We start from the raw sequence: 21,288 nt of genomic DNA, 5'->3' as shown, positions 1-21,288 counted from the left end.
AACAAAAAGAGCAGTTTTAATTCCGCTCTTCCATCCATTTTTTCATTTTTTCATAGATATTATGAACATCTTCATATCCAAGTTTATATAGTGCCTCTAACTTTTTAGGGTTCTTTTCTAATCTGTCAACTTTTAAATCTTTGCTTGGCCTTATTACAAATACCTTTTCTTCTTTCTCTAACCATTCTATATAATCTAAAGTTTCATTATAGACTTTATATCTGTTTAACATAGTATCAATTAGACGGGGATAATTTTTATACTTTATCTTTATAAGTCTTTGAAATTTCATAGGAGATTTTCTATATGATTTGTCTCGTGTTAATATTATTATATTATTTTTATATCCATCTTCTATTGCCTTTTTTATTGGAATAGAGTCAGATATTCCTCCATCTAAATATAAACCACCATCTATTTCAACCATTGGAGCCATTAATGGAAGGCTGCTAGACGCTCTTATAACCTTAAGTATATCTTTACAATCATTTTTTTCAAAATATACAGGTTTTCCTGTTATACAGTCAGTAGTTACGATGACAAATTTTTGTGATGAGCTATTAAATGTATTATAGTCAAAAGGATCTAATCTATTTGGTATTTCATCATAAAGAAATTTTATTCCAAAGACACTTTTCTCCTTTATAAGATTTCTAAAGCTTAAATATTTAGGATTTTTTATGTATTTTATATTTATTCTTTTACTTCTTTCCTTCTGCCTAGAAATATATGATGTTGCATTACAAGCTCCTGCAGAAACCCCTATAACATATGGAAAATATAATTCTTTTTCTATAAAGAAATCTAAAACTCCAGAGGTGTATGTTCCTCTCATTCCCCCACCTTCGAGGACTAAACCTATATTTTCCATATTATTACCTCCTTTTAAGTAAAAATATCACTAAATAAATATTATACAATAAAATGATACTCTTTTATATATAAAAAAATCACTAATCTCTAGCCTTATAATTTTAGATATTATATTCATACTATAAAAAGCTAGTGATTAGTGATTAGATCTCTATTAATTATTTAAATCTCAATTCATTTATTTTTTCTCTTCTGTTTTCCTGTTTTTTCTTTAAATTTTGAATATCTTCTTTAGGCATATGCTCCTTATTATGCTCTAAATATCCCTCTGCGTAGATATAATTCTTCTCTAAATTATGAAGTTCATTTGTAACAGGATCTCCTTGTTTACTATCTCCATAAGCTATGATATTTTTTAAAGTGTTTATCTCTTTCTCTCTCTCTTTCTGTATCTCTCTTGCATATTCTGTATTATCTGGATCTCCTATATGTGAGTATTGTTCTAGATGTCTTTGTGTTCTAGTATAATTATCCACTACATTAATAAGCTGATCTATCCTATGAGCATTCTCTATTTCAGATATATCCTTTTTATTTTTATTAACAGCATCACTCATAGCAATTCCTCCTATTTATCTTACTTCACTATTATTTTTTCTTTTAATATTATTCTTAATACTATTTAATAGTTGGGAGGACAAGCTATTTATCTAATCTTTGGTAACATAATGTATCTATTTTAATTTTATTAACTATATGGAAAGAGTCTTCATGCAATCTATACATGAAGACTCTTTCTAATTGAACTAATTTTAGAATTTCAATTCAACTTTTTCCAATACTAATTGTTTTTATTATTGTTTTTTTCATTTCTTAATTCGTTATTTCTGTTGTCATTTCTATTTTCGTTTCTGTCATTTCTTAAATCATTTTTTCTGTTATCGTTTTTGTTTGCCATATTTAATTCCTCCTAAGTGTTTATTAGAGTGATTTTCACTCTATAATTTTTACTCTATTAATTTAACCATATATCTTTTTTTTATACATTTTTAATTAACTCTTGGATTTTCAAAACTTGGTGGTGTAGGATTTGGTGATTCAAAAAATCTTCCAGGAGTAGATAAGTCAAAATATAATTTAGAATCCTCTGTTACTCCAAAACTTTTATTAGAACCACTATCTTGTATCTTATTTAGGGCTTCTCTAAATAGAGCATTATGAGCCTCTTCTCTATTTAATAAGAAATCAATAGTTTCTTTTACATATTTATCATTTATTTGTCTTTACAAATATTGGTATACTACTTTAGCCCTTTGCTCCGCTGCAATATCAGATAATAGATCAGCTACAAGATCTCCTGTAACATTTACATAATCTGCTGTCCATGGATGTCCAGATGAATTCATTAACATAGGATTTAACCCACCTAACACATGAGTTTCTATTTCCCCAGATATAACAGAACTTGCATTTACTTCATGACCATTTAAAAGGTTAATAGTTTGTGCAACCATCTCCATATGACTCATTTCTTCTGCAGCGATATCTAAAAATAAATCCTTTATTTCTGGATTCTTAATTCTAAAACTTTGAGACATATATTGCATAGCTGCTTTAAGTTCTCCTTGAGGTCCTCCCAACTGCTCCTGTAATAATACCGCATATTGAGGATTAGGAGCTTCTACCTTTACTTCTTTAAGCAAAGCTTTTTCATGCTTGAACATTAAATTACCTCCATTTTTAATCTTTAAAAATTTATTCAATTTAAAGTTATTTTCCTTAGTATTTTTTGTGAAAAGATCTTGCAATATACTCATTAAACTTTATAAAGTTTGTGGAATTATTACTAATGTAACAATAAAAGGTAGAAATTACTTTCTACCCCCTGCTTTGAATATATTTTTCTTTTATTTCTTTTTCCTTGCTCTTTTCAGAATAACTATGCATATCTAATTTTTTTAATATATGTCTATATCCTTTCTTCATAAATTCATTATTATATAATTCTTCATAGCATATTTTATCTATATCAAGTTCTATAATCTTTTTATAATTCTCTCCATAAAACTTTTTCAATAGAAGTTCACAATCCATTTTTATTAATTCGTATCCATTTTTATCATTAAACCCCAATTCACTTATATGCTTATTTAATGTTTCTATAATTCCATATACCTGATATATATAGCTTAATTCTTTTAAATCAAATTTTCCTGTTAATGATGCTACTACCCTTGAGTAGTCTCTATTTATGGATATTGGATATCTATTTCCAAAATTACCCTCATGAAAATCCTTTAAAGTTCTTATGCTCTGAAATAGTGAATTGCATATATCTAATCTTATAATATTTATATTTTCGCAAAACTTTAAAAGCTTTTCAAGTTCTTCATTTTTTCTATTTTCTTCTACAATTTTATTTTCTACCTCTATGGTTTTTATAGTAGAATGATTTGTTGTAATCCATGTGCAAGTGGCCCCAATAATAGAACCTATTATTACAGCTGTAGCTGAAATAATGGGAGTTATAAATTCCTGATTTATTCTCATCAAATCCCCCTAACTTTTACTAATTTATTGCAATTTTAAATTTATAATCCAACTTGTATTTTTATGTTATCCTTAAGATTTTATTTTTATTCTTATATATTTACTTTCAGGTATATGATATAATAAACTTTTAAATTGACTACATATTCTATAAAAGTATAAATTTTTATTTAGAAAGGTGGTATTTTATGGATAGATCAGAAGAACTGAGATCAGAAAGCGTAAAAAAGTTACTGCTAAAATTTTCTATACCTGCTATTATAGGAATGATAGTAAATGCGCTATATAATATAGTTGATAGAATGTTTATAGGTCATATAGGACAAGGCGTGGGAGAGAAGGCTCTCACTGGAGTTGGAATAACTATGCCAATATCTACAATTATAATGGCCTTTGGAATGCTTGTAGGTATTGGAGCTTCAACTCTTATTTCCATCAAATTAGGAGAAGGAAACAAAAAAGATGCTGAAAAAATTCTTAATATAGCATTTATTTTAAGTATAATAATATCTGTAATTATATCTATATTGGGAATTATATTTCTTGATACAATTTTAAAAGCCCTTGGAGCAGATGAAGAGAGTATATTTTATGCTAAACAATACATATCAATAATAATTTTAGGAGCTATACTTCAAAATATAGGTTTTGGTCTAAATAATATCATACGTTCTGAGGGAAATCCAAAGATTGCTATGAGAACTATGCTCGTTGGTGCAATTTCAAATACTATTTTAGATCCTATCTTTATTTTTGACTTTGGATTAGGACTTGGAATTCGTGGTGCTGCTATAGCCACAATAATTTCTCAAGCAGTTAATAGTACTCTGGTAATGCACTATTTTATAAGTAAAAATAGTGGAAGCATACTTAAAATAAAAAAATCTAATTTAAAACCAAATAAAGCTATAGTATTAGAAATACTTACCATAGGCCTTTCTCCTTTTTCAATGCAGATTGCAGCTAGTGCAGTTTCAGCTCTATATAATAAAGGATTAATAGTTTATGGTGGTAATATTGCTGTAGCTGCTATGAGTATAATTTCCAGTATTTCATTATTAATTTTTATGCCTATATTTGGAATAAACCAAGGTTCTCAGCCTATTCTTGGATATAACTATGGTGCTAAATCCTATGAAAGGGTTAAAAAAACTCTTAGATTTGCTATTATTTCTGGTGTTTGTATAGCTTCTTTAGGATTTATATTAGTTCAGTTTTTTCCTCATATTTTATTTAAAGCCTTTGCTAACGATGCTCCAGAGCTTACAAAACTAGGTTCTAGAGGAATGCGAATAGACTTAATATTCCTTCCTATAGTAGGTTACCAAATAGTAGCATCAAATTATTTTCAAGCTGTAGGTAAAGCTAAGATTTCTATATTTTTAAGTTTTTTAAGACAAGTTATTGTCCTAATACCTATAATTTTAATTCTGCCTAAGTTTTTTGGCTTAGATGGAATTTGGCTTTCTCAGCCTATAGCTGATATAGTCGCAGCGCTTCTTACAAGTTTTTTCTTATTTAAAGAAATGAAACAAATAAACCGCATTGAAAAGTTTGAAAAGAATAAAAAAGAAATTATATAAAAAATGCATAGCATTTTTCTATTTTTCTTAAACAGAGAAGTTGAGATACTAATGTGCGAGTGAAGAAATAATATAATCTTTTTAATATAGGATTGGAGTATGAGATCTGCATTGTAGAAAGCATTAAACAAATATTAGAGCTTCTTTGCGTAGTTAAACTTTCCTAAATGCAAATCTCATACGGAATGTTCAATTTTAAAGATTGCCACAATTTATTTCTAACTTTCCATCTTTTTTTTCATGTTTAAAGCCAAAATATCATAGTATATATTTATGACTGGGCCAAATATAAATTCACCTAGAATAATAGCTGCTATTAAGTCTAAGATCACATGCTGCTTTACAAACTGAGTAGATAATATTATTAGTATCCCAATTATGTTAAAAGAAAAAAGCATAATTTCTCTTCTCGCAACCATATTAACTCCTCTCATTACAATATAAGTAGTTATAACATGAACACTAGGGAAACAGTTATACGGTCTATCATGATTATATATTATACTTACCAACTTCGTAAAAATATCTACATCTTCAATTCTAGGTCTAACTACCGTAGTTTGGAAAAAGTAAAATATCAAATAGCAGATTATAAGACCTATGTTAAGACTTATAAGTGTTCTATAATAAACTTTTCTATCTTTAATGCATAAGTATATTAAAGCTATAAATATAAATGGATACCATATAATATAAGGAACAATAAATTCCTTTATAAAGGGTATTTTTTCATCTATATTCATTGCCAGCGTATATACACCTCTACTGGAATTATTAAGAATTCTATAAAAGATATTAGATATTGGAATAGATATCATCCACATAAGGGGTAATAATTTCCCCATAGCATTTTTCATCTGATTTCTCCTTTCACAACCTATATATTAAATACTTATATCACTAATTTTAAAAGAACCATAGAAGTTTCAATCTCATAGCATCCATTAATTTAATTATACCATTTACACATACATAAACAATTGAAATTCCTTTAAAACCTCTTAAAATTAGGAATGATATAAATTACATTTTTATACTAACATTTATTTTGGTGCTTAATATAATAATTTCATTTATCCTTCAAAATTTATAATATGTATTTTAAATAAGTATTGTTAATCTATACAACTTTATATTATCTTATTATTCAGTATGATAAAATCTTATAATTCTGTTTTTCCTTTTTTGTGCATATTGTTATTGATGTGATAAATACTATTTAATCTAATTTTCATAATAAAAAAAAGACTTCTAAAAAGTTAAACTCTAGAAGTCCTTTTTCTTTTTAATATTACATTAATCCTGGAAGTATTCCTTGGAATAGTGATAGGATTGATGCAACTATAAGTATTGTTAATCCTGAAATAAATCCTCCAATTGTCCATCCCCTGATAGTATCAGCAACAGAAATCTTAAAGAATCTGCTAATTGCCCAGAAACCGGAGTCATTTGGAAGTGATAAGCCAATTCCTCCTGCGCAAATTGAAATTGCACATAATATTGGCGAAATTCCTGATGCTGCAATAGTTGATCCAAGTATAGATGCAGTTGTTAAAAGAGCAACAGTTGTAGAACCTTGTGCACAGCGTATGATTTGAGCAATGATGAAGCACAATACTAGAATTGGAATTGCAAATCCTGATAAAGATATTGCAATATAATCCGCAATTCCTGTAGACTGTAGAACTTTACCGTAAGCACCGCCAGCACCTGTAATTAGAAGAACTAAACCAACTTGATCAGCAGCCTCGTTCATAATATCTGAAACACTTTTTTCTATATATCTTCTAGAAACAAGTGCTGCATAAATAACACCAATAAGCATAGCTACATTTTTATCACCTATAAACTTAATAAAAGGTGTTAATGAACTTTTATCACCAAGAGCCATTGATCCAAAGCTTCCTATTAATATAAGCAAAATAGGTACAAGAAGTATAGATAATGATTTTATGAAACCTGGTTTTTCTTTAACATTCTCTGATGTTGCTGCAAGCTCATCAGTTAATGTTATATCATCAAAAGAATATGTGTGATTATTTTTATGATCAACTTTATCAATAAATTTTGCATACATAATTCCACCAATAAGTGTTCCTATAAAAGCACAAATTAAAGCATATATAAAGAATATTCCTACATCGATTTTTAATGCTTCAGCTACCGCAAGTGGCGCTGGAGTTGGAATAACTAATGAATAAGTGCAAGTAGTAGCAACTGAAATAGCACAAGCATATGCTACCATAGAAACCCCTGTCTTTTTAGAAAGAACTCTAAGCATTGGAGCGAACATAATATAAACTACATCACCAAATACAGGAATACCTGTAAGAAAACCTGATAAAGCAATGGCTTGTGGTGTATTTTTATCACCAAACTTTTTGAGAATAGTATTGGACATTACCTCAATACCGCCTGATTCAAACATAAACTTACCAAGCATAACACCAAGACCTGTTACAATGCCTATACCAGCTAAAGTGCTTCCAAACCCTGAAGAAACAGTACTTGCAATATCTGCAACAGGCATTTTTACTAATACAGCTGTTGCTATAGATGTAATTAATAATGATACAAAGGCATTCAACTTGAACTTTATAATAGTTATTAATAGAACAGCTACTGATAATATAAATATTCCAATTAATAATGGTCCTGTTACCATAAAAAATCCCCCTCTAAAATTAAACGTTTTCTTTATTTTATAATTTGCTCTAAAAATTTTATTTCATTTTGACCTATTGTCGTCATTATGATAAGATGTTTATAGTAGATTTTATATTAAGTTATTATATTACTAGTTGTATATACTAGTGCTTTATTTAAGTCTATTTGTTTTTAAAAGATATTAACAAATAGGCTTTTTCTTTTATCCCAAAGTAAAAAATTTTTATTGCAATTTAGCTACTTTTAGAGAAGTATATGGAGACTACTCCATATACCCTCCCTTCATTGGTGACACCGCAAGTTTTGTGTAAATACCTAGGACACCTTTAGTATACTTTGGTGCTGGTTTTACCCATCTTGACTTTCTTTCTCTTAATATTTCTTCTATTTCTTTCTCTGTCCTTTCTTCTCCATTAACACCAACTATTGAAAGTATTCTTCCAGGTATATCTATCTTTATAAGGTCCCCATCTTCAACTAAGGCTATAGGCCCTCCTTCACAAGCTTCTGGAGATACGTGTCCAATTGCTGGTCCTCTTGTTGCTCCTGAGTATCTTCCATCTGTAATTAATGCTATTGATTCAACTAACTCTGGATCTGAGGCTATAGCTTCTGTAGTGTAGAACATTTCTGGCATTCCTGAACCCTTTGGCCCCTCATATCTTATAAATACTGCATCTCCTGGTTTAACTTCTTTTGTTAAAACAGCTTTTAAAGCATCCTCTTCACAATCATAAGTTTTAGCTTTTAATACTACATTCATTAGCTTTTTAGATACAGCTGAATGTTTTACTACTGCACCTTCTGGAGCTAAGTTTCCCTTTAATATGGCTATTGCTCCTTGGGTTTGAATTGGATTATCCTTTGATCTTACTATATCCTCTTTCTTAATTCCTAGAGCTTTAAGATGCTTATTGCAAGTTTCATAATATCCATTTTTCTTTAAGTCCTCTAAGTTTTCTCCTAAAGTTTTTCCTGTTACTGTCATAACATCTAAATGTAATAGGTCTTTAATTTCTTCCATTATAGCTGGAACTCCACCTGCATACCAGAAATAAGCTCCTGGATAGAATCCACTTGGCCTAATATTTAGTATATAAGGAACTCTCTTATGAATGTCATCAAATAAATCCGCCTCTATTTCTATTCCAAGCTCATGAGCAATTGCCGGTATATGAAGTAAGCTGTTGCTTGATCCTGCTATTGCAGCATGTACCATTATTGCATTTTCAAAAGCTTTCTTAGTCATTATCTCTGAAGGTTTAATTCCCATTTCTACTAATTTAAGAGCATGCTCCCCTGCATTTCTTGCTGCTATTTTAATATTTTCTGATGTAGCAGGCATTAATGCTGTTCCTGGAAGTGCAACCCCTAAAGCTTCTGCCATAACTTGCATTGTAGATGCTGTTCCCATGAAAGAACAAGCTCCACAACTTGGGCAAGCATTGTGTTTTAATTTAGTAAATTCTTCTTCTGTTATTTCTCCTCTTTCATATTGTGCACTATATGCTCCAATTTGTTCTAAAGTTAGCATATTAGGACCTGCATCCATTATTCCACCAGGGACTACTACGGCTGGCATATCAAGCCTTGCCACAGCCATAAGATGAGCTGGCATTGACTTATCACAGCTTGCTATAAATACTCCAGCATCATAAGGAGTAGCCTCTACATGAGTTTCAATCATACTAGCCATAAATTCTCTTGAAGCTAAAGAATAGTTCATTCCATCATGCCCTTGTGCTTGTCCATCACAAATATCAGTTACAAAAAACTTAGCTGGTCTTCCACCTTTAGCGTTTACACCTTTACAAGCTTCTTCTACTAATATATCTAAATGGGCACTTCCAGGGTGACTATGTCCATAACTGCTTTCAACTATTATTTGCGGTTTTGAGAGCTCTTCTACTTTCCAACCTGATCCTAATCTTAAAGAGTCCATTTCTGGTGCCTTATTTCTAATTTCTTGGCTTCTTAGCATCTTCTAATCATCCTCTCTTATACTTGTATGACATTTTTTCAATGCATTTAGTTGCTTTTAATAAGGTTTTCATACGTTTTTATAGAAAATCATGTATTTTTTACTAAACTTGTCTTACAACTATATTTTAATTTGAAAACGTTTCTTTGTCAACACATTTTATTCACTTTATGAAAATAAATCCCACAATACGGAAAAACCATCCATACATAATGTATAGATGGTTTTCATTTAAAGTTTAATATATGCTATTTTTAATTTTGTTTATTAGATTTTAAATCAAGCTTCATACCTTTTAAATCTTTTATGGTTCTTTCTAAATGTCTTCTTACAAATATCCCAGCAAGTTCCTCATCTCTATTTTTTATAGCATCTAGTATAAACTTATGCTCCTTAATTCCACCTTCAGGCCCTAAATTATGATACAATCCACGTTGGTGATAGGCAAGAATATCTCTTAACATTTCATTTATTTTTACAATTAAAGAGTTCTGTGTACCTTGTGCAATTTTCATATGAAATTCTAAATCTTTTTCAGTAAACTTTTCCATGTCGCCTTGATATTGTATCATTTCTCTATAGGCTTCTTCTAATTCTTCTATAGTTTTATCGCTGCATCTTCGAGCACACAACCTAGCACTTTCAACGTCCATAACTAACCTCAACTCTAAAATTTCCATATAATCATATTTATCTAAAGTAAGCATAGGTATTAGATTGTTTAAGTAAGTTGCAGTAGATAAATCACTTACAAAAGTTCCTTCTCCCTGCCTTTTTATTAATATATTAAGAGCTACCATTTTTTCTATAGCCTCTCTAACAGACATTCTGCTTACATTAAGCTCCTTTGCTAGCTGCGGCTCTGATGAGATCTTAGTTCCTGGCTTCCATTCACCACTAAATATCTTCTCTTCAATAGCTTTAAATACAATGTCGCTTGTTCTTACTTTCATTTTTTCTCTCCTAGTACAAATATATTATAAAGTATATAATAAATATATTATACTGGATATATTTTAAATTGTGTCAGAATTTATTACAAAATTTTTTCTTATTTTAATTAAATGAATAAGCCATCATGAGCAAATTATTAATTTGACGATGCTTGCTTACCTTTTTACACTTCCTGAAGTATTTCCATTTACAACATCCATAACTTCATCCACTGTTACTAAATTAGCGTCCCCGCCAATAGTATGTTTTAAAGCTGATGAAGCTACTCCAAACTCAAGTGCTTCCTTGTAGTTTTTTCCTGTAGCCAATCCATATATCAAACCTGCAGCAAAAGCATCTCCTCCACCCACTCTATCTTCTATTGTGAAATCATATCTCTTAGATTGATATATCTCTTTTCCATCATAGATTACAGCCGATAAAGCATTATGAGAAGCTGAAAAATTTTCTCTCATAGTTGTTACTACATACTTTATGTTGAATTTTTCTATCATCTTTCCAAATATATTTTTAAATCTATCCAAATCTACAGTTTCTTTTGAAAAATCAGCAACTTGGTATTCATCTTTCTTTTCTTCTACACTGCTAAGCCAACCAAAACATACATCTACATCTTGTAGCAAGCCTGGCATAACTCTTTCAAATTCATCTATTCCCCAAAGCTGTTTTCTGTAGTTTAAATCTAGACTTATCTTAACACCATGTCTTTTTGCAGCTTCTACTGCCTTTTGTGATATTTTTATTCCCTTCTCACCTAAAGCAGGAGTTATTCCAGAGAAGTGAAACCACTCTGCATCTTTAAATATTTCATCAAAATCAAAATCTTCCGGATCTGCTGTTGCCATTGAAGAATTTGCTCTATCATATACTACCTTAGAAGGTCTTATAGAAGTTCCCTTTTCAAAGAAATATATACCTAATCTTTCTCCACCTCTAGCTACATAGTCAGTTTTAACTCCAAATCTTCTTAAGGAATTTAATGCACTATCTCCTATTGGATTATTAGGAAATTTACTTACAAAATACGCATCTAATCCAAAGTTTGATAAAGCTATTGCTACATTTGCTTCAGCTCCTCCATAAACTGCATCAAAAGATTCAGCCTGAACAAATCTTTTATGCCCTGGAGTAGATAGTCTTAACATTAGTTCTCCCATAGTTACAACTTTTTTACTCACGATCTTTTCCTCCTAAGCTAGGCTTTCTCTTGCCTCTTTAACTTTATTAACAAATTCCTTTGCAAGACGAGTAATTTCTTTATAATTTCCTGTCTTAGCCCCTTCGATTAGCTTTCCACCAACGCCTACTGCAACACATCCATTTTTAATCCATTCTGCTACATTGTTTATATCGACACCACCTGTTGGCATTATAGGAACTTGTGGAAGAGGAGCTTTTATAGCCTTAACTATGCTTGGACCATAAGCACTTCCTGGGAATAATTTTATTACATCTGTTCCTGCTTCCATAGCTTTTATCATTTCAGTTATAGTCATACAACCTGCCATATAGGGAATCTGATATCTATTGCAAAGCTTTGCGGTTTCTAAATCAAAGCCTGGACTAACTATGTACTGAGCTCCAGCAAGTATAGCTATTCTAGCTGTTTCACTATCTAAAACAGTACCTGCTCCAACTATAAGTTCTTCTTTTGTAAACTTTTCCTTTAAAGATGAAATTACCTTATCTGCATTTGGAACTGTAAAAGTTACTTCTATAGCAGGTATTCCGCCTTCTATGCAAGCCTTTGATATATTCTCAGCCATTTGCGCATTATCTGCTCTAACAACTGCAACTACACCAACATCCATAATTCTTTTTAAAGTATTTAATTTTTCTATCATTTCATGCCCCTCCTGTTTATTTTTATGATTAATTTCATTATATAAAATATAGTTTCATATATCAAAACAACTTTTTTCTATATTTTATGTTTTATCTATCTTTATCACTTTATATATGTATTATTCTTCAAAATTCTTATCCTTATATGTCTAATTTACTTCATTATAAAAAAATAATTGTAATATATATCTTTATTTGCTAGAAAAAACTCTTTCTAAAGTATTAAAAAAACTAAGCTAAAATTACTTATAGCCTAGTTTTTTAGAAATCTTCTTTGCATATTCAATTATAAGCTTTGAAAATTCATCTAGCTTTTCATCAGTAAAACTTATTATGGAACCAGATATGCTTATAGCCCCACAGACTTCACCCTTATGGTTAAAAATAGAGGCCGCTACACATCTTACTCCAACTTCATTTTCCTGTTCATCCACTGCATATCCCTTTTCTCGAACTTCACATAAACACTCTTTTAATTTTTCAAAATCAGTTATAGTGTGCTCTGTAAGTTTTTCTATATGACTTTTATTCCATATATCATTAATTTCTTTATCACTCATATGAGATAATATAGATTTTCCTACAGCTGTGCAATAAAGAGGTCTTCTATGACCTATTCTAGAATGAGTCCTTATAGTATTTTGAGATTCTTCTTTTGCTACATAGATAATTTCTGTACCTTCACTTACAACTAAATGAGCTACTTCATTGGTCTTTTCAACTAGCTCCTTTAAGTAAGGTCTAGCTACTTCAACCAAATCCATATTCTCTACTCTTTTGTTACCAATTTCAAATAACTTTAAAGTTAACTTATATTTGTTATTTATATGATTCTGTTCTACATATCCCTTATATATTAATGTAGCTAGCAATCTATGTACAGTACTTTTATGTAAGCCTACTTTTTCACTTATTTCTGTAATACCAAGTCCATCTTCATAATCAGATAATACTTCTAATATAGAAAGCGCCCTATCTACAGATTGTACTATTTCCTGCATTTTATTTCCTCCCCAGCATGCTTCATTTCAGTTTATTATATCGCGGATTTGTTAACCTCACAAGATGCTAATACTTTAGAAAGGCTTATTTTTACTTTCAATAAACAATTAAAAAAGGTAACTGAGCTTACATTCTCAGCTCAATTACCTCTCTTTTACTTTGAATTTTCTTTTATTAACTCTTCTATCTTCTCTTTGCATCTTTTCCCATTGCATGACCCCGTTCCAGCCCCTGTAGCCTTTTGTACTTTTTCAAAAGTATCTGCTCCATTTTTTATTACCTGTTTTATTTTGGCTCTCTTTATACTTTTACAAACGCATACATTTGTTATCTTATCTAAAATTTCTGGACTTATGTTTTGTTCCATATTTTTTTCTCCTTTATAAAACATTTATAATATTTTCATTAGTAAGTATTATTACCTCCAACTACAACTTTTATTATGTTCTATAAAGTTATACTATTCATATAATGCTGCTAACGGGACCACTTGTTCTTCTTTTATTTTTAGTTAAAATCTTACCTTTTCTCTATAGGTATATAAGTTTCTTTATCTTTAACATTCTTATACGCTGGTCTTATAATTCTAGGCTCACTTGCTACCTGTTCTATTCTATGAGCACACCATCCTGCTATTCTTGATATTGCAAAAATAGGAGTATATAGCTCACAAGGAATATTAAGCATATCGTATACAAATCCTGAATAGAAGTCTACATTAGCTGATATATCAATGCCTTTTAATTCTTTAAAAATTTTAATTGATATATCTTCAACATTCTTATAGAAATTAAATTCCTCTATTCTTCCCTTTTCTTTAGCCAATTCTAACGCTTTCTTTTTAAGCAGTTTAGCCCTTGGATCAGATAAAGTATAAATAGCATGACCTATACCATATATTAGTCCTGCGCCATCAAAAGCCTCTTTATTCAAAATTTTTATTAGATAATTTCTTATTTCATTATGATTAGTCCAATCTTTTAGATTACGCTTTATATCATCCATCATCTCCATGACTTTTATATTTGCACCGCCATGCTTTGGCCCCTTTAAAGATCCTACAGCAGCAGCTATAGCAGAATATGTATCCGTACCTGTCGAAGATACTACATGAGTCGCAAAGGCAGAATTATTTCCGCCTCCATGCTCTGCGTGGATTACTAAAGCTAAATCTAATGTTTCCGCTTCTGTTCTTGTATAATAATTATCAGGTCTTATCATATAAAGTATATTTTCTGCGATTCCAAGGTCTGGTCTTGGAGAATGAATAAATAAACTTTGGTTATCATAGTAATGAGCTTTTGCCTGATATCCGTAGGCAACCATAGTAGGAATCCTTGCAATTAGCTCTATACTTTGTCTTACAATGTTTCTAATGCTTGTATCATCTGGATTATCGTCAAAAGAATATGCTGCAAGAATACTTCTTTGAAGTTTATTCATTATATTATTGCTTGGAAACTTTAATATCATGTCTTCTGTAAATCCATCTGGAAGATATCTATAATTTCCTAAAACTTTTTTAAACTTTTCAAGGCAAGACTTATTAGGAAGTTCTCCAAATAAAAGAAGATAACATGTTTCTTCAAATCCAAACCTATTTTCACTTTGAAACCCTTCTACAATCGCCTCTAAATCAATTCCTCTGTATGTTAACTTACCTTCATCCGGAAGTCTTTGTCCATCTTTTACCGTATACCCATGCACATTTCCTATTTTTGTGAGACCAACCAACACTCCTGTACCATTCTCATTTCTAAGTCCCCTTTTAACATCATATCTTTTGTAAAACTCAGGATTGATTATATTATTCTTTTCAGCTATTTTCGATAACTCATTTATCATATTATCAGTAAAAGCTTTATCTTCAAATATACCATGATTAAAGGTTTTAACCATAATGTCAGCCCCCCGTAATTTATTATTGACTTATAATATTTTATCATATATTTATTGTATTATATACAAAATGATGGAAAAAACAAATTTTTATACATATTCAATTTTATTACAATTAGTCCTATTTTATTGGCTAATCACTTATATTAATACGCCATCATTAATTAAAAACATTTATAATTTTGCAACAAAAATGGTTAAAATTTCACAATAGAAAATCACTGTGTATTTTAAGGAAACTTTGTTAACATCCTTCTAACATATAAAACGAGAGTTTGCTTAAAATAATTATTGTTAGGAATTTAAAATAAGGTTGTTGCCGGCTGCTATTGATAATAATATCGATAGGCTGACAGCAAATCTACTCTGGCCATGCTGGATTTAATTTTAAATTCCTAACACAAAAGTAGAGTTATAGAATATATACAATTACTTTACTTAAAAATCATATAGATACTTTCTTGCGCTTTGTGGTTTTTATAGTCATATATACAGCTCTTAAGGTTACAGCAGTTAAAACTACAGTTCCTCCTATTAATGACCATTTTCCTGGCTTTTCACCTACAAATAAAAATACCCACACTGGATTTAATATTGGCTCAATTACTGGAATAAGTACTCCTTCTAAAGCAGTTACATTCTTTATTGCCTTAGTATACAATACATAAGAAACTCCTATTTGTACCGTTCCTAGCAAAGCCAAGCCTGTCCATCCTTTAGCATCTGGCATAGAATTAAACATAAACGGAATGCTTATTATAAAGGTGAGAATGTTTCCCCAAAACACACCTTCAATAGGACTTTGATCCTTTTGTTTTCTTATAAAGATAACATTAAAAGCAAAGGCTATTCCACTTAAGATGCCAAGAATATTTCCTATTAAACTTCCTCCACCTATATCATCTTTAAAAAACAAAAACATTCCTACTACTATTATTGCTATAAAAAGCCAATCTTCATTTTCTGTTTTTTCATTTAATAATACCTTGCCAAATATAGCTATATATACTGGCGCTGTATATTGAAGTAATATAGCATTTGCAGCAGTAGTATATTTATTTGCAGACACAAATAAAATCAGCATGGAAGCATATGCAATTGCTCCACAAACCTTAGTAGTATTCCATTGCCATTTAGGCTTTTTTATTATAACCAGTAAAAACAGTGATGCAATACCACTTCTCATACCAGCAATAGCAATAGGATTCCAGTTCACTAATTTTATAAGTATACCTCCAAAACTCCATAAAATGGCAGTAATCAACAAAAGGCCTCCAGCCTTTATATGCTCTTTATTAATGTTATTTCCTTCCATATTAGTTTCCTCTTTTCAATTAAAATATTATCCCATATTGAATAATATCATCATAAAAGAAAAGTGTACAACATTTTTCTTCTATACTGATAATTGGTCACTAAATATAGAGGGAACTAAGTTATTATATTATGTAAATAAATAAGTCTTAATGGTTCTTCAACAAAATCATACCTAAGATCTTTTCTCACTCTTAATTTATTTATAATATTATTTAGATAATCTCTCTGTTCTTTTAAAGAAAGTGTATTATAATATTCATACTCTTTAAAAACATGGTTTATATCTTCTAGACTTGCACATTCATCATTCATTATATATTTTTTCAATGCATATACCCATATATAAATATAGCTAGCCATAATTCCCCATCTGTCATAAGTTAACTTATAACTTATTCTTTTTTGAATGTAGTTATCTTCAAATTTCTTAACTCTCTTTGAAATCCCTTCATATCCCTCTTTAATATCTTCTACAGATAAAATATATAATTCTTTTAATATATCTGTTAATACATTATCTAAACTTACTTTTTCTATTCCTTTAACATAAAACTCTATATCTATATTGTGTTTTATATAATCTCCAACTTTCTTTAAAGTATCTATATTATTATTATTTTCTATTAAATAATATACATCGTATATGTTTTTGTATAATTTATCCTTTTTAAATCCTTCTATTCCAATTGTATTCACTGCAAAAACCATGAGCTTTGCTCCTATTATAGAATAAAGAGATATGCAATTTGGAGCATAGTTTAACTTTAACCCTAAGACTTCTCCATTATTTATAAAATTTTTTTGAAGTCTTTTTATATCAACGTATAGAAAGTCTATTTTCAACTCGGAAGAGCCTCTTTTTCTATTCTCTTTAAATATAAATGGTAAATTTATTATTATGGTAGTAATTGGCATGGTCTTCCCATATAATCTAACACTCTTAGGTATATACTCACGAATTTTTACTGGAATCTTACTCATATTAAAGTCTTTAGCTAGAAACTGTAATTCCTTTTTTAGCTTACTTGGATCTAAACTTGTATAAATATCTAGATCTTCAGTACACCTTTGAACTTCTAGTGGAAGATATAATTGAGCACAAGCTCCTCCCTTTAGAACACAGCTATTTTTTAATCTCTTTTGTATTTGAGAATATACTTCATATATCCATATGTGTCTTTCTAAAATATTTTTATTTTCAATTCCAAAATATTTAGATACTATCCCTATGCGCTGTTCTGTAAAGCTATGAAAATCATGATTTAAAAACTCAGACTTCTTACCCCTCTTTTTCTTCATCTAACAAACCACATTCCTTCCAATTTGCGTAACTTCCATCTTATAATCATTACTATACCCTGAGTCAGTTTATTGCATACAAAAACTATCCAATATTACTAAAAGGTCTGAGTTAGTACATTTATAATTAAGATATTATATTTCCTAATATGAAAAAATAAAGGATGTATTTATTGCATTCGCATCCTATTCCTAAAGTAATCTATTTTTGTAATATCTTATACAGCAAATTCTTTGGAAATAAATGAGGTGTCAAAACTACCTTTATTAAAATTCTCGTTCTTCAATATCTGAAACTGAAAATCCATGTTTGTATCTACTCCATCTATTATAAATTCCGAGATAGCTCTCCTCATTTTACAAATAGCCTCTTCTCTGTCCTTACCATGAACTATAAGCTTTGCTAACATAGAATCATAATTTGGAGGAATAATACATCCATTATATATAAAAGTATCAACTCTCACCCCAGCACCTCCAGGAAAATGTATAAAATCTATCTTTCCAGGAGACGGTATAAATCCTTTTTCGGGGTTTTCTGCGTTAATACGACACTCTATAGCATGCCCATTTATTTCTATATCTTCCTGCGAAAAACTTAGAGCTTCTCCAGAAGAAATCTTAAGCTGTTCTTTCACAATATCTATTCCAGTTACAGCCTCTGTTACAGGATGTTCAACTTGAATTCGTGTGTTCATCTCCATAAAATAAAAATGTCCATATCTATCCACTAAAAATTCTATAGTTCCTGCATTTTTATAGTTTACAGCCTTTGCTGCTTTAACTGCAGCTCGCCCCATTTTTTCTCTAAGTTCCTCACTTATTATAGATGATGGTGCTTCTTCTATAATCTTCTGATGTCTCCTTTGAATAGAGCAATCTCTTTCTCCTAAATGCACTATATTACCATAGTTATCCCCTATAATTTGAAATTCAATATGATGAGGATTTTCTATAAACTTTTCTATATACATAGTATCGTCTCCAAAGGCATTTTTCGCCTCAGTTCTTGCTGTATTGAAGACGCTTATTAATTCTTCTTGTGATTTAACTACTCTTATTCCTCTTCCACCACCACCTGCTGAAGCTTTAATCATAACCGGATATCCAATTCTATCCGCTTCCTTTAAAGCCTCTTCTTCATTCTTAACAGCACCCTTAGAACCAGGAATCACTGGAACTCCAGCCTCTATCATTATTTCCCTTGCTCTAGACTTATTTCCTAGGCAATCAATGGTTTCAGCATCTGGCCCGATAAATTCTATATTATATTCTTTACATACCCTTGCGAACTCACTATTTTCCGATAAAAATCCATATCCAGGGTGAATCGCTTCTGCTTCACTTAATTTTGCAGCACTGATAATATTTTCTATATTGAGATAGCTATCTTTTGCTTGTGCTGGTCCTATACAAATAGATTCATCTGCAAGTTTTACATGTAAAGCTTCTCTATCAGCTTCGGAATATACTGCCACAGTTTTAATGCCAAGCTCTTTACAAGCGCGTATTATCCTAACTGCAATTTCTCCCCTATTAGCAATCAATACTTTCTTAAGCATAACCTTCCCTCTTTTCAGCACGTTTAATCAGCTTTTCTAATCTTGAATAAACTTTCACCATACTCCACCATTTCTCCATTCTGTGCCATGATTTCAACAATTTCTCCATCTACATTAGCTTCTATTTCATTCATAAGCTTCATGGCTTCTATAATACAAAGAACATCTCCTTTTTTTACATGAGAACCTATTTCTACATATGGATCACTTTCTGGACTCGGTGCTCTATAAAACGTTCCAACTAAAGGTGATGTAATAACTTCTATATTATCCTTATCTTTTTCTTCCTCAAATTCATGAGCAATTTCTACTTTATCTTCATCTACTATAAGAGATTCTTTATCCGAACTACATTCATTTGCTTCCCTAATTTTATCTTTAGTTGAAGAAGTTTTCTCCATCTTTATATATAAGTCTTCCGTCTTAATTTCAGCAAAGCTAAGACTAGAGTCGCTGACAGATTTTATTATTTCACATATTTCCTTATAGTTCATCTATACTTCCCCCATTTCCTTTTAGCTATTATAAAAATTTCGGCAAATTGTTGAGATATTTAAACATCACATAAGTGATGTTACATATAATAAAAATGCGCATCATTTTTTTATTATATTACGCGAACAATTGCGGAATCTGCTTTATAAGTGTATTTATTCCTAAGTATGCCATAATAACTACAACTATTACTCCAAAAATAGTCATCCAAAGTGGGTGCCTATATTCCCCTACAATATTCTTCTTATGCGCTCCAATAATCATAGTTCCTAAAGTAATTGGAAGAATAAGTCCATTTAAAGCTCCTACCAAGATTAATATTTTAACTGGTTGACCAATAGAAGCAAATACCACTGTAGATACAATTATAAATAATATTATTATAACTTTTTCATTTTTAGCTATTTTTTCACTAAAAGTTTTAATAAAAGATACTGAAGTATAAGCTGAACCGATAACAGAAGTTATTGCCGCAGACCACATTACGATACCAAATATCTTATATCCTACATTACCAGCCGCTAACTTAAATACTGATGCCGGTGGATTTGATGGGTCTAGAGTAAGTCCTTTAGATATCACACCTAGTGTTGCTAAGAAGAGTAAAATTCTCATTAATGATGCTACTCCTATTCCTGTAAAACAGCTTTTGTTCATTTTAGGAATATCCTTTTCTCCATGTAATCCAGCATCTAATAATCTGTGACCACCAGCAAAAGTTATATATCCTCCTACAGTGCCTCCTACTAAGGTTACAATGGCCATCATATCTATAGTATCAGGTACAAATGTTCTAGCTATTGCTGTGCCAACTGGAGGATTTGACGTTATAACTACATATATAGTAACAAGAATCATAATTCCTCCCATTATCTGAGCAAAACGATCCATTGCTTTTCCAGCTTCTTTTACCAAAAAGATTGCAATAGCTATAACAGCGCTTATTACAGCTCCTATTTTAGGATCTATACCAAATAAAACATTTAATCCAAGACCTGCCCCTCCTACATTACCTATATTAAACGCAAGTCCACCCATTACAACAAGAGCCGCTACAAAATATCCAAGCCCTGGAAACACCATATTTGCAATTTCCTGACCTCTTTTTCTAGCAACAAGTATAATTCTCCATATATTTAATTGAGCTCCTATATCTAAAATAATAGATATTAAAATTACAAAGCCAAAGCTTGCTCCCAATTGCCCTGTAAATGTTGTACTTTGAGTTAAAAATCCTGGTCCTATAGCGGATGTAGCCATCAAGAAAGCTGCCCCTAAAACCACACTCCAATTGGTCTTGTTCCTCTTATTTTCCATCCAA

Annotated in this window: 18 protein-coding genes and 1 pseudogene; 1 reads left to right on the top strand and 18 read right to left on the bottom strand. The window is 30.5% G+C overall.

Annotated features, from left to right (window positions below; genetic code table 11):
• Positions 1–16: 16 nt before the first annotated feature.
• From CPAL_RS06850 to CPAL_RS06835, 4 genes and pseudogenes are all read right to left on the bottom strand, one after another.
• Positions 17–871 carry a patatin-like phospholipase family protein gene (locus CPAL_RS06850; protein WP_106024309.1) on the bottom strand — a complete coding sequence of 285 codons (855 nt, stop codon included), beginning with the start codon at positions 869–871 and terminating at the stop codon, positions 17–19.
• Positions 872–1,031: 160 nt separating this feature from the next.
• The gene (locus CPAL_RS06845) at positions 1,032–1,430 is read right to left on the bottom strand and encodes a hypothetical protein (protein WP_061858270.1); all 399 of its coding nucleotides are present in this window, start codon (positions 1,428–1,430) and stop codon (positions 1,032–1,034) included.
• A gap of 432 nt (positions 1,431–1,862) precedes the next feature.
• Positions 1,863–2,537 (bottom strand): annotated as a pseudogene (locus CPAL_RS06840) (manganese catalase family protein).
• Positions 2,538–2,691: 154 nt separating this feature from the next.
• Positions 2,692–3,363, bottom strand: a complete 672-nt coding sequence (locus CPAL_RS06835) for a hypothetical protein (protein ID WP_061858268.1) — start codon at positions 3,361–3,363, stop codon at positions 2,692–2,694.
• A gap of 188 nt (positions 3,364–3,551) precedes the next feature.
• Here CPAL_RS06835 and CPAL_RS06830 point away from each other — a divergent pair, with 188 nt between their 5' ends.
• The gene (locus CPAL_RS06830) at positions 3,552–4,946 is read left to right on the top strand and encodes an MATE family efflux transporter (protein WP_061858267.1); all 1,395 of its coding nucleotides are present in this window, start codon (positions 3,552–3,554) and stop codon (positions 4,944–4,946) included.
• Between the two features lie 218 nt (positions 4,947–5,164).
• Here CPAL_RS06830 and CPAL_RS06825 read toward each other — a convergent pair whose 3' ends face one another.
• The 14 genes from CPAL_RS06825 to CPAL_RS06760 form a co-directional block, all read right to left on the bottom strand.
• Positions 5,165–5,803, bottom strand: a complete 639-nt coding sequence (locus CPAL_RS06825) for a phosphatase PAP2 family protein (protein WP_061858266.1) — start codon at positions 5,801–5,803, stop codon at positions 5,165–5,167.
• 434 nt (positions 5,804–6,237) lie between these two features.
• Positions 6,238–7,611 (bottom strand): GntP family permease, encoded by a 1,374-nt coding sequence (locus tag CPAL_RS06820; protein ID WP_061858265.1) that lies wholly within the window; start codon positions 7,609–7,611, stop codon positions 6,238–6,240.
• A 264-nt stretch (positions 7,612–7,875) separates the two neighbouring features.
• Positions 7,876–9,594: a dihydroxy-acid dehydratase gene (gene ilvD / locus CPAL_RS06815; protein WP_061858264.1), complete on the bottom strand. Its 1,719-nt coding sequence runs from the start codon at positions 9,592–9,594 to the stop codon at positions 7,876–7,878.
• A 254-nt stretch (positions 9,595–9,848) separates the two neighbouring features.
• Positions 9,849–10,547: a FadR/GntR family transcriptional regulator gene (locus CPAL_RS06810; protein ID WP_061858263.1), complete on the bottom strand. Its 699-nt coding sequence runs from the start codon at positions 10,545–10,547 to the stop codon at positions 9,849–9,851.
• A gap of 156 nt (positions 10,548–10,703) precedes the next feature.
• Positions 10,704–11,726 (bottom strand): sugar kinase, encoded by a 1,023-nt coding sequence (locus tag CPAL_RS06805; protein ID WP_061858262.1) that lies wholly within the window; start codon positions 11,724–11,726, stop codon positions 10,704–10,706.
• A 12-nt stretch (positions 11,727–11,738) separates the two neighbouring features.
• Positions 11,739–12,392, bottom strand: coding sequence for a bifunctional 2-keto-4-hydroxyglutarate aldolase/2-keto-3-deoxy-6-phosphogluconate aldolase (locus CPAL_RS06800; RefSeq protein ID WP_061858261.1), 654 nt, complete (start codon positions 12,390–12,392; stop codon positions 11,739–11,741).
• 243 nt (positions 12,393–12,635) lie between these two features.
• The gene (locus CPAL_RS06795; RefSeq protein ID WP_061858260.1) at positions 12,636–13,394 is read right to left on the bottom strand and encodes an IclR family transcriptional regulator; all 759 of its coding nucleotides are present in this window, start codon (positions 13,392–13,394) and stop codon (positions 12,636–12,638) included.
• 155 nt (positions 13,395–13,549) lie between these two features.
• Complete coding sequence (locus CPAL_RS06790; RefSeq protein WP_061858334.1) at positions 13,550–13,762, bottom strand: (2Fe-2S)-binding protein; 213 nt, start codon at positions 13,760–13,762, stop codon at positions 13,550–13,552.
• Positions 13,763–13,914: 152 nt separating this feature from the next.
• On the bottom strand, positions 13,915–15,294 hold the full coding sequence (locus tag CPAL_RS06785) for a citrate/2-methylcitrate synthase (protein ID WP_082787857.1): 1,380 nt from the start codon (positions 15,292–15,294) through the stop codon (positions 13,915–13,917).
• A gap of 445 nt (positions 15,295–15,739) precedes the next feature.
• Positions 15,740–16,609 carry a DMT family transporter gene (locus tag CPAL_RS06780; RefSeq protein ID WP_106024308.1) on the bottom strand — a complete coding sequence of 290 codons (870 nt, stop codon included), beginning with the start codon at positions 16,607–16,609 and terminating at the stop codon, positions 15,740–15,742.
• Positions 16,610–16,725: 116 nt separating this feature from the next.
• Positions 16,726–17,910 (bottom strand): nucleotidyl transferase AbiEii/AbiGii toxin family protein, encoded by a 1,185-nt coding sequence (locus tag CPAL_RS06775; protein WP_061858258.1) that lies wholly within the window; start codon positions 17,908–17,910, stop codon positions 16,726–16,728.
• 218 nt (positions 17,911–18,128) lie between these two features.
• Positions 18,129–19,472 (bottom strand): acetyl-CoA carboxylase biotin carboxylase subunit, encoded by a 1,344-nt coding sequence (locus tag CPAL_RS06770; RefSeq protein WP_061858257.1) that lies wholly within the window; start codon positions 19,470–19,472, stop codon positions 18,129–18,131.
• 23 nt (positions 19,473–19,495) lie between these two features.
• A complete protein-coding gene (accB, locus tag CPAL_RS06765; protein WP_061858256.1) occupies positions 19,496–19,966 on the bottom strand; it encodes an acetyl-CoA carboxylase biotin carboxyl carrier protein in 471 nt (156 codons plus the stop codon).
• Positions 19,967–20,084: 118 nt separating this feature from the next.
• Complete coding sequence (locus tag CPAL_RS06760) at positions 20,085–21,284, bottom strand: NRAMP family divalent metal transporter (protein WP_061858255.1); 1,200 nt, start codon at positions 21,282–21,284, stop codon at positions 20,085–20,087.
• Between the last annotated feature and the right edge of the window lie 4 nt (positions 21,285–21,288).

The sequence above is a fragment of the Clostridium thermopalmarium DSM 5974 genome, assembly GCF_002995795.1.
GTDB classification, from domain to species: domain Bacteria; phylum Bacillota; class Clostridia; order Clostridiales; family Clostridiaceae; genus Clostridium_H; species Clostridium_H thermopalmarium.
This window is presented reverse-complemented; position numbering and strand designations above follow the sequence as displayed.

Bases quoted from the DNA above. Each gene is read 5' to 3' on its own strand.
- CPAL_RS06850 (WP_106024309.1), bottom strand. From the start codon at position 871: ATGGAAAATATAGGTTTAGTCCTCGAAGGTGGGGGAATGAGAGGAACA.
- CPAL_RS06845 (WP_061858270.1), bottom strand. From the start codon at position 1,430: ATGAGTGATGCTGTTAATAAAAATAAAAAGGATATATCTGAAATAGAG.
- CPAL_RS06835 (WP_061858268.1), bottom strand. From the start codon at position 3,363: ATGAGAATAAATCAGGAATTTATAACTCCCATTATTTCAGCTACAGCT.
- CPAL_RS06830 (WP_061858267.1), top strand. From the start codon at position 3,552: ATGGATAGATCAGAAGAACTGAGATCAGAAAGCGTAAAAAAGTTACTG.
- CPAL_RS06825 (WP_061858266.1), bottom strand. From the start codon at position 5,803: ATGAAAAATGCTATGGGGAAATTATTACCCCTTATGTGGATGATATCT.
- CPAL_RS06820 (WP_061858265.1), bottom strand. From the start codon at position 7,611: ATGGTAACAGGACCATTATTAATTGGAATATTTATATTATCAGTAGCT.
- ilvD (WP_061858264.1), bottom strand. From the start codon at position 9,594: ATGCTAAGAAGCCAAGAAATTAGAAATAAGGCACCAGAAATGGACTCT.
- CPAL_RS06810 (WP_061858263.1), bottom strand. From the start codon at position 10,547: ATGAAAGTAAGAACAAGCGACATTGTATTTAAAGCTATTGAAGAGAAG.
- CPAL_RS06800 (WP_061858261.1), bottom strand. From the start codon at position 12,392: ATGATAGAAAAATTAAATACTTTAAAAAGAATTATGGATGTTGGTGTA.
- CPAL_RS06795 (WP_061858260.1), bottom strand. From the start codon at position 13,394: ATGCAGGAAATAGTACAATCTGTAGATAGGGCGCTTTCTATATTAGAA.
- CPAL_RS06790 (WP_061858334.1), bottom strand. From the start codon at position 13,762: ATGGAACAAAACATAAGTCCAGAAATTTTAGATAAGATAACAAATGTA.
- CPAL_RS06785 (WP_082787857.1), bottom strand. From the start codon at position 15,294: ATGGTTAAAACCTTTAATCATGGTATATTTGAAGATAAAGCTTTTACT.
- CPAL_RS06780 (WP_106024308.1), bottom strand. From the start codon at position 16,609: ATGGAAGGAAATAACATTAATAAAGAGCATATAAAGGCTGGAGGCCTT.
- CPAL_RS06775 (WP_061858258.1), bottom strand. From the start codon at position 17,910: ATGAAGAAAAAGAGGGGTAAGAAGTCTGAGTTTTTAAATCATGATTTT.
- CPAL_RS06770 (WP_061858257.1), bottom strand. From the start codon at position 19,472: ATGCTTAAGAAAGTATTGATTGCTAATAGGGGAGAAATTGCAGTTAGG.
- accB (WP_061858256.1), bottom strand. From the start codon at position 19,966: ATGAACTATAAGGAAATATGTGAAATAATAAAATCTGTCAGCGACTCT.
- CPAL_RS06760 (WP_061858255.1), bottom strand. From the start codon at position 21,284: ATGGAAAATAAGAGGAACAAGACCAATTGGAGTGTGGTTTTAGGGGCA.